A 15,211-nucleotide genomic window follows, 5' to 3' on the forward strand; every position below is an offset into this window, starting at 1 on the left:
CACCCCCAACCCCTCCCTTGTCAGGGAGGGGAGTATGTTGGGAAGGCATTCCATAGAAAGGCGATCTGGCCCGGCACGAGGCGAGGCCACGAACGTGACCCCTCCGCGTCTCCGCGTGAACCCATCCTGCCTTCTTCGCGCCCTCGCGTGGAACAAATCTACCAACGCGACACCATAAATCGGAACCTTACCCCCATCCCCCGGTTCCGCCGCAGACTTTCACGCGAAGGGGGACGCCCGTCATGACCACCACCACGATCAACGACTATCCGCTACTTGCCCGCCCGCACGTTCATCTTGCCGGCCCGGTCGATCATGCGATGTACGACAGCTTCCGCCAACAGGTGCTCGACGCGCCGACCGACGGGCCGCTGGTCGTGTCGATCTCGACGCTGGGCGGCGATCCGGAGGTCGCGCGGGCGATGGGCGACGATATTCGCCTGCTGCGCGACTATACCGGGCGCGAGGCGCTGTTTCTGGGCAAGGTCGCGGTCTATTCGGCGGGGTCGACGTTCATGTCGGCGTTCCCGGTCGACAAGCGGTTCCTGACGCGCGGAACCCGGTTGATGCTGCACGAGCGGCAGATGACCAGCACCCTCGAACTATCCGGCCCGCTCAAGATGCTGGTCGCCTCGCTCAAGGCCAAGCTGCACGAGATCGAAACCTCGGTCGAGATCGAGGAGGAGGGGTTCCGTGCGATCGTGGCGGGGTCGCAGGTGCCGATCGAGGAACTGATCGAGAAGGCGCCGGCCAACTGGTACATCGGTGCCGAGGAAGCCAAGGCGCGCGGGCTGGTGCTCGACGTGATCTGATGCCGGTGGCGGATCGTGGCAGGCTGCCGATGCGTTATGCCCCGATCCGCCGTTTCCGGGAATTCTATGGCCGACAATGATTCCGTCCTCGCCGCCGCTCGTAGCTGGGCCGGGGCACCGCTTGCGATCGCGACCGTCACCTCGACCTGGGGATCGGCGCCGCGCCCGCGTGGCAGCCATATGCTGGTGCATGGCGACGGGCGGTTCGAAGGATCGGTATCGGGCGGCTGTGTCGAGAGCGACATCCTTGCCACCGCTGCCGAAGTGATCGCCGGCGCGCCGTTCGTCGTCAAACGCTATGGCGTCGCCGATGCCGCCGCGTGGGAAGTCGGCCTGCCGTGCGGGGGCGAGATCGAGGTGATGGTCCAGCCGGTTTCGCCGCATGGCTTCGATCCGGCGCTGTTCGAAGCGGTCGAGGCGGCGCGGGCGGACGGTCGGGCGATCGATCTGTCGACCGACCTGTCGAGCGGTGTGACCACGCAAGGCGCGGCCGGGGCGTTCGTCAACCGCTATGACCCGCCGCGCCGGTTGCTGATCGTCGGCGCGGTGCAGATCGCGCAGACCTTGTGCGGGCTTGCGCGCGAACTGGGCATCGCGACGACGCTGGTCGATCCGCGCGCGCGCTTCCTGACGCCGGAGCGTTTTCCCGGCGTGACGCTCGACGATCGCTGGCCCGACGAGGCGCTGGCGGCACTCCGTCCCGATGCGGCGAGTGCGGTGGTGACGCTCAGCCACGACATCAAGATCGACGATCCGGCGCTGGTCGCGGCGCTCAAGACCCCGACTGGCTATGTCGGCGCGCTGGGTTCGCGGCGCAGCCATGCCGCGCGGCTCGAACGGCTGGCGGCGGCGGGGATCGGCCCGGACGATCTGGGCCGGATCGACGGCCCGGTGGGACTCGATATTGGGGCGATCGGCCCGGCCGAGATCGCGCTGTCGATCGCGGCGGCCATGGTGAGGAGCTTTCATGCGCGCTGAGGACACCGCCCTGATCCTGCTGGCCGCCGGGCGATCACGGCGGTTCGGCGATGCCGACAAGCTGGCGCAACCGTTCCTGCACAAGCCGGTCGCGTTCCATGTCGTCACCGCGCTGGAGGCGATGCCGTTCCTCGGCCGGATCGCGGTGATCGACGGGACGAGCCTCGACTTCGGTTCGCGCGGGTTCGAGGTGATCGTGAACGAGGACCCGGCGGCGGGCATGTCGCGATCGGTGAAGCTGGGCCTCAGGCGCGCGCGCGAGCTGGGCGCGCAGGGGGTAGTGATCGCACTGGCCGACATGCCGCGCATCACCGCCGCGCATGTCTATCGCCTGCTCGACAGCGCGATCGGCGACGATGCGGTGGTGGCGTCGAGCGACGGGGTAAAGCCGTGCCCGCCCGCCGTGTTCGGCAAGGGTCGGTTCGACTTCCTCGAATCGCTGGAGGGCGATGCCGGCGCGCGTGATCTGGTGCGCGCCGGGTGGCATGTCGTGACCGCGCCGGCCGAGCTGATCGACATCGACACGCCCGAGGACCTCGACCGGCTGCGCGCGATCGCCGAAGCGCCGGACGAGCACGATGCGATCACCCTGCCGCGTGCCGAGCCATGGTGGCGCGACGAGCAGTTGCGGTAATGGGCTGCTACTTCGGCACCCGGCGGACCGGCGGCATCGCGTTGCAGATGTCGGCCCCGCCGGCGGGCACCATGAAGAACGGCGGCTCGCGGTTCTCGCGCCCCTGTATCCAGCGCGCATAGCGGGCATTGTCGGCGGCGCGATATTCGAAGCGCGGCCGCGCGGCGGCGGGCAGATCGCTGGCGAGGCGGATCGAGACGATCGGCGTCGGGGTCTGGTCGGGCGCGTAGAAGCCCATCGTGCCGGTGCCGCGTGGCAGCGAGGAGAGATATTCCATCCCCTCCACCACCCGCCCGATCAGCGCGACGTTGCGGTCGAGCGCACGCGGTGCATGGCCGATCACCGCATAGAGTTCCGCGCCGCTGCCGGTGCTGGGCGCCATGTCGCGCCCGACACCGACCATGCCATAGCAGTGCGCCAGCCAGCCGCGCTGTCCATCGCCCGCCACCGGCCAGCCGTCGGCGCTATGGCCGCTTTTCGCCGCATAGGGGTCGCGCCGGGTCATGGCCGTCACCGCGTCATAGCGGGGGCTGTCATATTCGGCCGGGGGATTGGCGACGACGCCGGCGGGCAGCGGTTTCTTTTCGGTCACGTCGCCCCATTGCGCGACGTAATTGTCCTGGATGCGATAGACCGAGGTGCCGTCCCACCAATGCGCGGCGGCCAGCCGGCGCACGTTGGCGATATGCACCGGCGCATAGCGTGGGGCGAGGCGGATCACGATCCGCCGGTCGCCCGCCAGCGTCATCACCAGCAGTTCGTCGTCGGGGATCGCCCGCCAGTCGGCCGCGACCGGATCGGCCGGGGTGGGGGCGGGGGCGGCAGGGGCGGCCTGAAGCAGGGCGGCGAGAGCGAGCAGGGCTGACATGGGGCCGATCCTGCCATGGCGACGCGCGCCCATCAACCGCCCTTGCACGACGCGGCCAAGCCCCCTAGGGAGCCATTCTTCCGGCAATGCGGAGCGGTGGCCGAGTGGTCGAAGGCGCTCGCCTGGAAAGTGAGTATACGGCAAAACCGTATCGAGGGTTCGAATCCCTCCCGCTCCGCCAAGACCGTGCTGTAAAGCGCTGCAATTTCTCGATTTTTGTCAGTGCGAGCTATCCGCTCCCACGTTTGTCCCTACATCGTGCGTTGGCTCGCCTGCCGTACAAGCTCGATCGCAACATCAAATAGCGGCCATGCTTCTGTTCGTTGTTGTTGCCATGTGGCGGGCGCGATCGACCGCTGGGGAAACGGCAGCGGCCATTCGGCCCGGCGTCGTTGGGCGCAGCGGTAGCGTTGGTGGCCATGCGCCAACCTCCCGCTCATGAGTGGAGCAGGTGGATTGGCGGAGGCTGGTCCCTGATCCGCCTCGGCGAGACTGGTGCGCTTGCGGCGCGGCTATACCGGCTCAAGGTCGTGGTCCTCGACGAGCTCGGCTATCTGCCATCCGCCCGCTCGGGCGGACAACCGCTCTTTCCGCTGGCGCATTTCTGCGTCGCCAGTGTCCTGCCGGGAATCGACCGTCCCGAACGGCTCGCGCAGACGCTTGCCTGCTATCGCTTCGCCATTCCCGACGCTTTCCGGCAGGCGGTGGCGGTGGCGGTGGCGGTGGCGGTGGCGGGGGTGATGCGAAGCGACGCACCGCTCCCCGCATCGGGACAGGGCAGGGGAAAGCGACGATGCAGGCCGCCGTCCCATGGCGGCCTGCACCGGCGGCGGCGGAACCGGTCCGCCGCCGCCGTCCGGTCAGTAATGGATCCGCGCACCGACGAAGAAGGTGCGACCGATCACGTCATACACCCCGGCCTGATTGGCCAGTTCGAAGTTCGCGCCGCCCGCTTCGGCACCGGGAATACGCGGCGGCTTGCGGTCGAAGGCGTTGTTCAGGCCGCCCGACAGGTCGACGCCCGGCAACAGCCGGACCCATGCCGAGAAGTCGTTGTAGAACACGTCGGGCGTATAGCGCTTTTCGTACAGCGCGCTGGTTACCGAAGGGCTGGTGCGCATCGGCGAGAAGTGCCGCAGCGTCCAGTTCGCCCCCCAGCTATCGGCGGTATAGGCGGTACGGACGACGCCCTTCCATGTCGGCGAACCGAAGACGCCGCGATATTCGGTGGTCGTCGTCGGATCGGTCGGGTCGAGCGTGTATTCGCGCTTGAGCAGCCGGGTATAGTTCGCATCGACCGACAGTCTGCCCGACACGCCGGCGATGCCGAGCCGGTCGAGTGCGGTGGCATATTGCAGGCCGAAATCGATGCCGCGCGTCAGATATTTGGCGAGGTTCAGCTTCTGGGTGACGACCGACAACAGGTTGTTGTTGGCATCGCGCTGGATCAGCGGACAGAAGATGTTGGTCAGCGTCGGCTGGTCGACGCATTTGTTGATGAGCGTCTGTGCCGGGAAGGCGTCGATCGAATCGCGCAGGTCGATGTTGAAATAATCGACCGTCAGCGACAGGCCGGGGATGAAGCGCGGTTGCAGCACCGTGCCCACGGTCAGCGTACGCGCCGTTTCGGGCTTCAGGTCGAGGTTCCCCTTCGAGATGATGTCGCGGTAGACCCAATAGGTATTGCGATCGCCCGGATTGATCGTCGCGCAGTTCTTCGGGGTATATTGCGTCTTGTCGACGCGGTTGGCGAGGTTCCACGTCTGGCACGGATCGGTGATCCACATGCCGCCGATGCTGCTGGCGGTGTAGAGTTCGCCGATGTTGGGCGCGCGCACCGCCTTGCCATAGGTCGCGCGGAAGCGGATGTCGCGGAACGGGGCCCATTCGCCGCCGACCTTGTAGGTCGTGGTATTGCCAGCGGTGCTGTAATCCGACAGCCGTACCGCGCCGTCGACCGACAGCGACCGGAAGCCCGGGACGTCCTTCAGCAAGGGGACGTGCAGTTCGCCATAGGCTTCTTTCACGTCATATTTGCCGAGCAGCGGCGTGGCGGTGATGCCCAGCGTCGGATCGTAGCGCGCGTTCTTTGGGTTGAACTCATCGGATACGCCGATGTCGTTGCTTTCCTTGCGATATTCCGCGCCGATCACCGCTTCGACGCTGCCGCCCGGCAGGTCGAACAGCCCGCCCGACACATAGCCCGACGCCACCTGCTGCTTCATCACCGAGCGCGACCAGCTCGACGAATACTGGACATAGTCGATCATCTGCTGCGTCAGCGGCAGCAGCGGATTGATTGCGACGCAGCCGTTGCCCGGCGCGGTCAACGTGCTGCGGCATACCGCCTGCCCGTTGGCGCCGGTGGTCGAATTGAGGCCGAGGGTCCAGCGGCGGTTGGAGGTATTGTTGATCCGGCGCACCTGCTGTTCGGTCACGCCATAGGAATAATAGGTCGAATAGTTCCAGTCATGGGCGAGGAGCCGGAAGTCCCCTTCCGCGCCGAACGCGCTCTGGAAGGTTTGCCGGCGATACAGGGTCGAGGGCGTCCCGAGCTCCATCATGCGACGCGCGAAATACAGGCCGTTGGCGGGCAGCGCGCCGCCGTTGGCGGCGAGGATCGCCGGGGTGATGAACGGGCTGTCGCGCGGGACCGAATTGGACCCGAACGCGGTCAGCGGCGCATAGGCCGCCTCCGACCGGTTCTGCGACAGGGATGCCAGCGCGAAGAGCTTGAGTGCGGGCGATACCTCGAAATTGCCGCTGAACCGGGTCGAGAAACGCTCGCTGGGGACCGCGAGATACCAGCCGTCGTAGCGGCCGTGATATTCGCCGCCCGAATTGGTGACGAGCGTGCCGAGCGCTTCGCTGTTGGTGTTGCTGACGGTGACCGGCACGGCGTTGGTGAAGCCCTGCGATCCCAGTTGCGGGGCGCGCAGCGTGCCGTTCGGGTTGATCGCATAGAGTTTGCCGCCGAGCACGACCTGCGGCGAATCGGACGAATAGATGTTCTGGTTGTCGTCCGAGATGTAATATTTCTGGTTCGCGTTGGCACGGGTGTAGAACGGATAGCCGCCCGCCGTCCACGGCCGGTCGGCGCCGGTGACCGATCCGGGCTGCTGCTCGTAGAAGCCGTACAGCGTCACATTGCCGCGTCCGTCGGCGAAGTTGCGCCCGGCGGTGAGATCCATGCTGTAGATGTCGAGGTCGCCGCGGGTCGACGCGCCGTAGCGCAGGTTGGCGTCCACCCCATGGAAATCACGCTTGGTGATGAAATTGGCGACGCCCGCCACCGCGTCGGCACCATAGAGTGCCGATGCACCGCCGGTCACGACCTCGACCCGCTGGATCAGGCTGGCGGGAAGGTTCGACAGGTCGACCGCCGATGTCCCCGGAACCGAAGGCACCTGCCGCCGGCCGTCGATCAGCACCAGCGTCCGCTGCGTCCCCATGCCGCGCAGATCGAGGGCGTTGACGCCGGCGTTACCGGTACGGTTGCTCGTCTGGTTGGTCAGCGTGACCGCCAGCGCTGGCAACTGGTTGATGACGTCGGCGATCTGCGTCGCGCCGGTCGCCCGAATCTGGTCGGCATCGACGACCGCGACGGGCGACGGGCTGTCTGCTGCGATGCGGCGGATGCGCGATCCGGTGACGAGAATTTCCCCCTGCTCGCCTGCCTTGTCGTCGACCGTCGCCTTGTCGTCGGCGACCGGCAGCGCCTGTGCCAGCGCCATCGTCGGCAAGGTTCCTACGGTCGCTCCCCCGAGCAACAAGGCATATCGAAACGTCGCTTTCCTATTCATATTGTCCCCCAGATGTATTTCGTATACAAAATACATAACTGTATTTATGTCAATAGGAATATGGTGCAACGCAATATCCATGCCCCGACGAGGGGGTGCAAGATCGGATCATGCGACGTGGCGAAGGGGATCGAGACGGTGACAGGCGGCGGGTATCAGGCAATGGCGCGGACGCTGTGCGGGACGGCACTGGGCGGACTGGCGCTCGCGACGGCGACCATGGCACCGGCGCGGCCGTCGGGCAGCAGCGTCCAGGCGATGGCCGGGGCGCCGCGACCCGTGCCGTCGATCGCCGAACGCTATGCGCTGGCCGACCGGTTCCAGCGTCCGGCGGCCAACGCGCTGTTCGCCGATGGCGATGTCCGCGCGACCTTTACCGACGACAGCCGGTTCCTGCTCTACTGGACCGGCGTTCCCGGACGCCGCACGTTGCGGCGGCTCGAACTGGCGACCGGAACCCTTGCCCCGCTGACCGACGAGGCGACGCTGGCGCGGTTGCTGGCGGCGGCGATCGCCAAACCGGTCGATGCCGAAGAACTGTCGATCGAGGACCCGGTATTCGAGTCGGCCAAGGGCGTGTTGCGGTTCGGCGCGTTCGACAAACGCTGGCAACTGGCGCCCGACGGCACGCTGGCCGAAGCGGCGACCGGCGCGCCCGATGGCGAGGGCGCGGTATCGCCCGACGGCCGGTTCGAGATCGTGGCGCGAGATTTCAACCTGTTCGCCCGCGATCGCCGATCGAAGCGCGAGGTCGCGCTGACCACCGACGGCACGCGCGAGCAACCCTATGGCCGCAGCATCCCGCAACTGGCCGACATATTGAAGGCGGGGACCGAAGACCCGGTCATGCCGGTATCGGTCGCATGGTCGCCCGACAGCCGTACCATCGTGACATGGCGGCTCGACACGCGCGGCGTGAAGAAACTGAGCATCACGCAGGAAAACCCGCCGGGCAGTTTCTACCCGCGCTCGTTCCAATATATCTATCCGCTGGCGGGGGCCGAGAAACTGCCGCAGGCGACCCGCTTCGCGGTCGATGTCGAACGCGCGCTCAAGCAGCGGCGGGCGCGGCTGGTGCCGCTGGCGATCCCGTCCGAATCGATCCTCTATCCGATGCCGCCCGATCTGGGCTGGCACGACGGCAAGCCGCAGATGGCGTGGACCGAGCGCGGCTATGGCCAGGTCCTCGTCTATCGCGCCGATCCGGAAACCGGCGCGGCGCGGATGATCGCGCGCGAGGCGGTGCGCCCGCTGGTGACGGTGACGAGCAGCTTCTTTCGCGCCGCGCCCGAACTGGGCGGGGTGCTCAGCGTGTCCGAACGCAGCGGCTGGGCGCAACTCTATCTGGTGAAGCCCGATGCGCCCGATGGCGGCACCGCGCTGACGACCGGCGCATGGGAAGTGATCGGCATCGAGCATGTCGATGCGAAGCGCGGCAGCATCCTGCTGACCGGGGTCGGGCGCGAGGGGGATCGCAATCCCTATTACCGGGCCGCCTATCGCGTCGGCAGCGACGGCGCGTCGCCGCCGGTGCTGCTGACCCCCGAACCGCTCGACCATGACGTCGCCGTGTCGAAGGACGGCAGATGGATGGTCGACGCAATGTCCGGCCCCACCATTCCTACCCGCACCGTGGTGCGCGACGCGGCGGACGGGCGGATCGTGGCCGAACTGGCGCGCGCCGACGACAACGCGCTGCGCGCCACCGGCTTCGTGATGCCCGAGACGTTCCGGGGGGTGGCCGCCGACGGGCGCACGCCGATCTACGGCATGATCTGGCGACCGGTCGGGTTCGATCCCACCCGGTCCTATCCGGTGATCGAGGAAGTCTATACCGGCCCGACGACGACGCAGGTGCCGACGACATGGACCGGCGCGGTCGCGGCGCGACAGGCGTCGCTGGCGCAGGTCGGCGCGATCGTCGTGTCGATCGACGGCACCGGCACGTCGCGGCGGGGACAGGCGTTCCGCCTGCCCGCCTATCGCAATCTGGGCGAGGTCGGGCTGGACGATCATATCGCGCTGATCCGCCAGATGGCGGCGCGCTACCCCTATATGGATGTGAGCCGGGTGGGGGTCTATGGCGGGTCGGCGGGCGGCTATGACGCCGCGCGGTTCGTGCTGCGCCGCCCCGCATTCTACAAGGTCGCGGTGGCGTGGGCGGGCAACCACGAACTGCGGCTCGACAAGGCATGGTGGCCCGAAGTGTCGATGGGCTATGCCGATCAGGCGACATGGGACCGCAATTCCAACCTGTCGGTCGCGGGCAATCTGCGCGGCAAGCTGCTGCTCGGGCATGGCGACATCGACGACAATGTGCCCGTCACCGAGACCATGCGGCTTGCCGATGCGCTGATCCAGGCGGGACGCGACGTCGACCTGCTGATCCTGCCCAACAGCTCGCACCGGCCGAACCGGCCGTTCTACTGGCGCAAGATGCGCGACTATTTCGTCCGCAACCTGCTCGACGAGGCACCGCCGCCGTTCGCCCCGCCGGTCACGGCCCCGCCGCCCTTCGCGCAACCGGCACCCGCCACCGCGACGGCGGGTGCGCGATGACCGCGCGACGCACGCTGCCCGTGGCGCTGATGGGCCTCGCGAACCTGACCTTCGGCGCCTATGGTGCATTGTGCCTGATGACGGTGCCGCAACTGCTGGCGGCGCGCGGCGTGGCGCAGGTGACGATCGCGTCGATCACCGCGCTGGCGCTGGTCCCGACGTTCTGCGGGTTCCTGGTCGCGCCGATCCTCGATGTGCGCTTCAGCCGTCGCGCCTATGCGATCTGCTTCGGGCTGCTCGCCGCCGTCATCGCCTTCGTGGCGATGCGCAATCTGGGTTCGCCCGAAGTGCTGACGCCGTTGCTCGTGACCGGCTTTCTGGCGGCCAATCTCTATTACAACGCGCTCGGCGGATGGCTGGGCACGATCGTGCCGAAGGGGCAGGAAGGGCGACTGGCGGCGGGCTTTACCGTCGGCAACGTCGCCGGGTTCGGGATCGGCGCGATCCTGTTCGTGACGCTGCTGCGCGGCCTGCCGCCGGTCGTCGGGCCGTTGGCCTGCGCGATCGCTATCGCCCTGCCGATGGTGTTGCTGGCATGGATTCCGGCGCCGGCGGGCACCCGGCGCGGCGCGCGCGAAAGCTATGCCACGCTGCTGCGCGAACTGGGGCTGCTGATCCGTCGCCCCGTCGTCCGGCGCACGCTGTTCCTGTTCTGCCTGCCCGCCGCCTCCTTCGCGCTGACCAACAGCCTTGGCGGGCTGGGCGGTGAATTCGGCGCGTCGGAACGCTTCGTGTCGGTCGTCGCCGGCATCGGCGTCACCGCTTCGGCGATCCTCGGCACGCTGTTCGTGCCGGCGCTGGTCCGGCGCATCGAACCGCTGTTCATCTATCTCGCGATCGGCGCGACCGGCGCGTGTTTCACCCTGTCGCTCTCCGCGCTGCCGCATACCCCGGCGGTGTTCGCGCTGGCGCTGATCGGGCAGAACATCTTTCAGGCGGCGGCCTTCGCGGTCGAAAGCACCATCGTGTTCCGCAGCATCGGCGAGGATAATCCGCTGGCCGCCACCCAGTTCGCGTTCCTCCAGGCGGCGACTTGCCTGCCGATCGCCTATATGCAGGCGCTCGACGGACAGGCCTATGACCGCGGCGGGCTGCACGCGATGCTGACGACCGATGCCGGGGCGTCGCTGCTGGCGTGCCTGTTGCTGCTGCCGGTCGTGCTGGTCTGGCGCGCGCGGCGTCGGGCTACCGCGATCACCCCCTTGCCCGCGCGATGATGCGCGCGCACCCTTGCCCGTCCCTTCGCCGGAGTCTCCGCCGATGACCTTCGAGCCTGTTATCGTCGACATTCCCCTGTCGGACGGCCACCGCGTTACCGGCTATAGCTACGGCGAGGGGGCCGAAACGGTGATGCTCGCCAATGGCGGCCCCGGCCTGCCCGGCCTGTACCTGCGCGCGCCGCACGCCCGGCTGGTGGCAGCGGGATTTCGCGTCGTCACCTGGGATCAACTGGGGTGCGGCGCGTCCGACCGGCCGACCGATCCCGCGCTGTGGACACTGGCGCGCTATGTCGCGGAGGCGGAGGAGGTTCGCGCCGCGTTCGGCGTCGAGAGGGTCCATTTCCTCGGCCATAGCTGGGGGACATGGCTGGGCACCGAATATGCCCTGACCCATCCCGACCGGATCGCCAGCCTGATCCTGGCCAACGGCGCGTGCGACATCCCGCATCTGGTGGCCGAACTCAAGCGGCTGAAGCTGGGGCTGGGCACCGAAACGGTGACAATGATGGCCGCGCACGAAGCGGCGGGGACGATGGACCATCCCGAATATCAGGCGGCGATGACCATCCTGAACTACCGCCATGTCTGCCGGTTGAAGACATGGCCCGAACCGCTCGTCGCCGCGCTGGCGGACTGGAACACCGGCCCCTATCACACGATGCAGGGGCCCAACGAGTTCACCTTCACCGGCAACATGACCGACTGGAACCGGATACCGGCGATGGGCGCCATCGCCGCCCCCGCGCTGGTGCTGACCGGGGTGCATGACGAACTGACCCCGGCGTGTTCGGAACGGATGCATCGCGCGCTGCCCGATTCGCGCATCCATGTGTTTCCCAACAGCTCGCACATGCCCTTCTATGAGGAACCCGAGGCGTATTTTGCGGTGCTGATCGATTTCCTGACGTCGGTGGCGCGCGCGCGGTGATGCTGGCGGTGGACCTTGGCGGCACGCGCTATCGATTCGATGGTCTGGCCGCGTTGCTGGCCGCCGCCTCGCCCCATCGTTCGGGCGACGTACTGGCCGGCGTCGCCGCGCGCGACGCCACCGAACGGGTCGCGGCGCGGCATGTGCTGGCCGACCTGCCGCTCACCGCGTTCCTGACCGATGCGGTGGTGCCGTACGAGGTCGATGAGGTCACGCGGCTGATCGTCGACCGGCACGATGCCGCCGCGTTCGCGCCGGTCGCGCATCTGAGCGTCGGCGGGTTTCGCGATTGGCTGCTGGCCGACGAAACCGATGGCGCGACGATCGCCGCCGTCGCGGCCGGGATCACCCCCGAAATGGCGGCGGCGGTGTCGAAACTGTGCCGCAATCAGGATCTGATCGCGATCGCCGCGAAGATCCGCGTCGTCACCCGCTTCCGCAATACCATGGGGCAGTCCGGCACGCTGGGCGTGCGGTTGCAGCCCAACCACCCGACCGACGACCCCGCCGGCATCGCGGCGGCGATGCTCGACGGGCTGTTGATGGGTTGCGGCGATGCGATGATCGGCATCAATCCGGCGCGCGACGATCCGGCGGCGATGATCGAGCTGCTCCACCTGATCGACGGCGTGCGCGACCGCTATGCGATCCCGACGCAAAGCTGCGTGCTGGCGCATATCACCACCGGCATCGCCGCCATCGAACGCGGCGCGCCGGTGGACCTGCTGTTCCAGTCGATCGCCGGATCGCAGGCGGCGAACACCGGGTTCGGCATCACCCTTGCCCTGCTCGCCGAGGGGCTGGATGCCGCGCGCGCGCTGAACCGGGGCACGATCGGTTCGCAGGTGATGTATTTCGAGACGGGGCAGGGATCGGCGCTGTCGGCCGAGGCGCATCACGGCGTCGATCAACAGACGATGGAGGCCCGCGCCTATGCCGTCGCCCGCGCATTCGACCCGTTTCTGGTCAACAGCGTGGTGGGCTTCATCGGCCCGGAATATCTCTACGACGGCAAGCAGATCGTCCGCGCCGGGCTGGAGGATCATTTCTGCGGCAAGCTGCTCGGCCTGCCGATGGGGGTGGACATCTGCTACACCAACCATGCCGAGGCGGACCAGGACGACATGGACACGCTGTTGACGCTGCTCGGCGTCGCCGGCGTCAATTTCGTGATGGGCGTGCCCGGATCGGACGATGTGATGCTGAACTATCAATCGACCAGCTTTCACGACGCGCTCTATGCCCGCCATCTGCTGGGGCAGGGGCCGGCCCCCGAATTTGCCGGGTGGCTGCGGTCGATGGGACTGGTCGATGCGGCGGGCGCGCCGGCCTGCGCCACGCTGGCCGATGGCGCGGCGCGGCTGCCGCTGTTGTCCGGTCCCGGTCGCGCGGGCCGACCGTGAGCGACGATGCCGCCCGTGATCCGGTCGCGCATGGCCCCCGGTCGACGCAGGCGCGGATCGGCTTGGGGCGCGCCGGACGCGGGATGCCGACGGCGGCGATGCTGGCGTTCCAATTGGACCATGCCCGCGCGAGGGACGCGGTCCACACCCCGCTCGACGTCGCCGCCGTCACCGCCGCGCTCGGCGGGTCGGCGGTGGTGGTGGACAGCGGTGCGGCCGATCGTGCCGCCTATCTGACCCGCCCCGATCTGGGGCGCTGCCTCGCCCCGGCGTCGGCGGCCGCGTTGGCGGCGCAGCGGCAGGGGGGATGCGATCTGGCGATCGTGCTCGCCGACGGGCTGTCGGCCGCGGCGCTGCACGCGCATGGCGCGGCGGTGGCGACGCTGGTCATGGCCGCGCTGGCCGACTGGCGGATCGCCGTGCCGGTGATCGCCCGACAGGGGCGGGTGGCGCTGGGCGATGCGATCGGCGCGGCGCTGGACGCGGCGATGGTCCTCGTTCTGATCGGCGAGCGGCCGGGCCTCAGCTCGCCCGACAGCCTCGGTGCCTATCTCACCTGGGCACCAATGGTCGGCCAGCGCGACAGCGAACGCAATTGCGTGTCGAACATCCGCCCGCCGCACGGCCTGTCCCATGCCGACGCCCGCGACACGATCGTCTGGCTGCTGCGCGAGGCGCGGCGGCGTGGCGGGAGCGGCGTGGCCCTGAAGGATCTGCGCCAGTCGGGTCTGGTGACCGGCGACGGGTGACGTCCGCTGGTGCCGCCGTGGTCCGGCGGCGGCGGCACCAGCGTCAGCCTGCGCTATCGACAAGGTATTTTATGTCACGGCATCAACCGCTTGCGCCCCTGGCTCAGATGCCAGCGCATGGCGAGCGCGGCGTCGTCGGGGTCCTGCGCCCGGATCGCCTCGACGATCGCCTCATGCTCGGCCATCATCGCCTCGATCGCGCGGGGCGGGCGCGTGCGGGAAATGTCGACACCGGCCTTCAGAATGCGCGACACGTCGTCGTACAGATGGTCGAACACCGACAGGAAAGCGGTATTGCCCGTCGCCTCGATGATGGCGCGGTGCAACTGCCAGTCCTCGTCATGCGCCGGACCGTCCGACAGCAGCGCCGCACGCAGCGCGCGCAACCGTTCTTCCAGAATGACCATCGATTCGTCCGACCGCCGCTGCGCCGCAAGGCGTGCCGCCTCGGCTTCGAGCACCAGACGCACTTCGTACGTGCCGAGCGTCGCCGCCAGCCCGGCCAGCGGGATGTGTGCGCCCAGCCGGGGCGACGGCCGCCGCTTGACATAGGAACCGGCACCCCGCCGCGACAGGGTGATGCCGTCCGACCCGAGCCGTACCAGCGCCTCGCGCACGATCGGCCGCGACATGCCGAACTGCTCGCCCAGCCGGTTTTCGGACGGCAACCGGTCGCCGACCTGAAGGTTGTTGTCGATGATGATCCCGACGATCGCGGCATAGGCGCGATCGGTAAGCCGGCTGTCGCTCATGGTACGGAATGCCGCAGTCGGCCACCGTGAAATCTGTCTGACCAAAATCGCGACATGGCCGCCTGAATCCCTCTTGATTGGTCAAGACAACTGGCAGTATACCGAAATCTGTCAGACAGACGGTCACTGGTTGCCCGGATTGGCATGACAGGATCGATGGGGGCGGCACCGGATGCCGTCACACCATCGGCAGTTTTCGGAGGAGGAGAGACGCCGTGCCGGTACGTCCGAACCATATGGCCGCCATCGCGAAAAAATACCGCGTCACGCCCGCTCCGCCGCTGACGCCGCGGCAGGTCAGGATCATGCAGGGCGTGCATTCGGGCCTCCTCAACAAGCAGATCGCCTATGATCTGGGTATCGCCGAATCAACCGTCAAAGCGCATATGACGCAACTGATGCGCCGGCTTCAGGTCAGCAACCGCGCGCAGGTCGCGCAGGCGGCACGGGCGATCGCCGCGTCCCCCGCGCGCCTGTACGACTGAACGCTTATCGTCGTCGCGAT

The 15,211-nt window shown here is 67.9% G+C and carries 12 protein-coding genes, 1 tRNA gene and 1 pseudogene; 11 read left to right on the forward strand and 3 right to left on the reverse strand.

Annotated features, from left to right (window positions below):
* Positions 1 to 242 precede the first annotated feature (242 nt).
* The 3 genes from ASE78_RS15965 to ASE78_RS15975 all read left to right on the forward strand — a co-directional run bounded on the left by ASE78_RS15965 (position 243) and on the right by ASE78_RS15975 (position 2,424).
* A complete protein-coding gene (locus ASE78_RS15965) occupies positions 243 to 812 on the forward strand; it encodes an ATP-dependent Clp protease proteolytic subunit (RefSeq protein WP_056498457.1) in 570 nt (189 codons plus the stop codon).
* A gap of 66 nt (positions 813 to 878) precedes the next feature.
* Complete coding sequence (locus ASE78_RS15970) at positions 879 to 1,790, forward strand: XdhC family protein (protein WP_056498460.1); 912 nt, start codon at positions 879 to 881, stop codon at positions 1,788 to 1,790.
* Positions 1,780 to 2,424 carry an NTP transferase domain-containing protein gene (locus ASE78_RS15975; RefSeq protein WP_056498462.1) on the forward strand — a complete coding sequence of 215 codons (645 nt, stop codon included), beginning with the start codon at positions 1,780 to 1,782 and terminating at the stop codon, positions 2,422 to 2,424. The genes ASE78_RS15970 and ASE78_RS15975 overlap by 11 nt, the downstream gene beginning before the upstream one ends.
* A gap of 7 nt (positions 2,425 to 2,431) precedes the next feature.
* On the opposite strand, the gene ASE78_RS15980 is transcribed toward ASE78_RS15975, so the two are convergent.
* On the reverse strand, positions 2,432 to 3,292 hold the full coding sequence (locus tag ASE78_RS15980; RefSeq protein WP_082467274.1) for a peptidylprolyl isomerase: 861 nt from the start codon (positions 3,290 to 3,292) through the stop codon (positions 2,432 to 2,434).
* Positions 3,293 to 3,382: 90 nt separating this feature from the next.
* On the opposite strand from ASE78_RS15980, the gene ASE78_RS15985 reads away from it, so the two are divergent.
* A tRNA-Ser gene (locus tag ASE78_RS15985) sits at positions 3,383 to 3,473 on the forward strand.
* A gap of 328 nt (positions 3,474 to 3,801) precedes the next feature.
* Positions 3,802 to 3,888, forward strand: a pseudogene (locus tag ASE78_RS19255) (ATPase); the annotation flags it as partial.
* Between the two features lie 264 nt (positions 3,889 to 4,152).
* Here the strand turns inward: ASE78_RS19255 and ASE78_RS15990 are convergent.
* Positions 4,153 to 7,026 carry a TonB-dependent receptor domain-containing protein gene (locus ASE78_RS15990; protein ID WP_082467276.1) on the reverse strand — a complete coding sequence of 958 codons (2,874 nt, stop codon included), beginning with the start codon at positions 7,024 to 7,026 and terminating at the stop codon, positions 4,153 to 4,155.
* A gap of 186 nt (positions 7,027 to 7,212) precedes the next feature.
* On the opposite strand from ASE78_RS15990, the gene ASE78_RS19675 reads away from it, so the two are divergent.
* Genes ASE78_RS19675 through eutC form a run of 5 tightly spaced genes read left to right on the forward strand, consistent with a single transcriptional unit; the run spans position 7,213 to position 13,954 of the window.
* Positions 7,213 to 9,654 (forward strand): S9 family peptidase, encoded by a 2,442-nt coding sequence (locus ASE78_RS19675; RefSeq protein WP_235515142.1) that lies wholly within the window; start codon positions 7,213 to 7,215, stop codon positions 9,652 to 9,654.
* Positions 9,651 to 10,871 carry an MFS transporter gene (locus tag ASE78_RS16000; RefSeq protein WP_056498468.1) on the forward strand — a complete coding sequence of 407 codons (1,221 nt, stop codon included), beginning with the start codon at positions 9,651 to 9,653 and terminating at the stop codon, positions 10,869 to 10,871. Before ASE78_RS19675 ends, ASE78_RS16000 begins: the two co-directional genes overlap by 4 nt.
* A gap of 43 nt (positions 10,872 to 10,914) precedes the next feature.
* Positions 10,915 to 11,802, forward strand: coding sequence for a proline iminopeptidase-family hydrolase (locus ASE78_RS16005; protein WP_056498470.1), 888 nt, complete (start codon positions 10,915 to 10,917; stop codon positions 11,800 to 11,802).
* The gene (locus tag ASE78_RS16010) at positions 11,802 to 13,205 is read left to right on the forward strand and encodes an ethanolamine ammonia-lyase subunit EutB (protein ID WP_056498472.1); all 1,404 of its coding nucleotides are present in this window, start codon (positions 11,802 to 11,804) and stop codon (positions 13,203 to 13,205) included. The genes ASE78_RS16005 and ASE78_RS16010 overlap by 1 nt, the downstream gene beginning before the upstream one ends.
* A complete protein-coding gene (gene eutC, locus ASE78_RS16015; protein ID WP_056498474.1) occupies positions 13,202 to 13,954 on the forward strand; it encodes an ethanolamine ammonia-lyase subunit EutC in 753 nt (250 codons plus the stop codon). The genes ASE78_RS16010 and eutC overlap by 4 nt, the downstream gene beginning before the upstream one ends.
* Positions 13,955 to 14,028: 74 nt before the next feature.
* Here the strand turns inward: eutC and ASE78_RS16020 are convergent, their stop codons facing one another.
* Positions 14,029 to 14,706 (reverse strand): FadR/GntR family transcriptional regulator, encoded by a 678-nt coding sequence (locus ASE78_RS16020; protein ID WP_055757533.1) that lies wholly within the window; start codon positions 14,704 to 14,706, stop codon positions 14,029 to 14,031.
* Between the two features lie 236 nt (positions 14,707 to 14,942).
* On the opposite strand from ASE78_RS16020, the gene ASE78_RS16025 reads away from it, so the two are divergent.
* Complete coding sequence (locus ASE78_RS16025) at positions 14,943 to 15,191, forward strand: helix-turn-helix domain-containing protein (protein WP_055757535.1); 249 nt, start codon at positions 14,943 to 14,945, stop codon at positions 15,189 to 15,191.
* Positions 15,192 to 15,211: the final 20 nt, after the last annotated feature.

The organism is Sphingomonas sp. Leaf25 (assembly GCF_001421635.1).
Lineage (GTDB): Bacteria > Pseudomonadota > Alphaproteobacteria > Sphingomonadales > Sphingomonadaceae > Sphingomonas.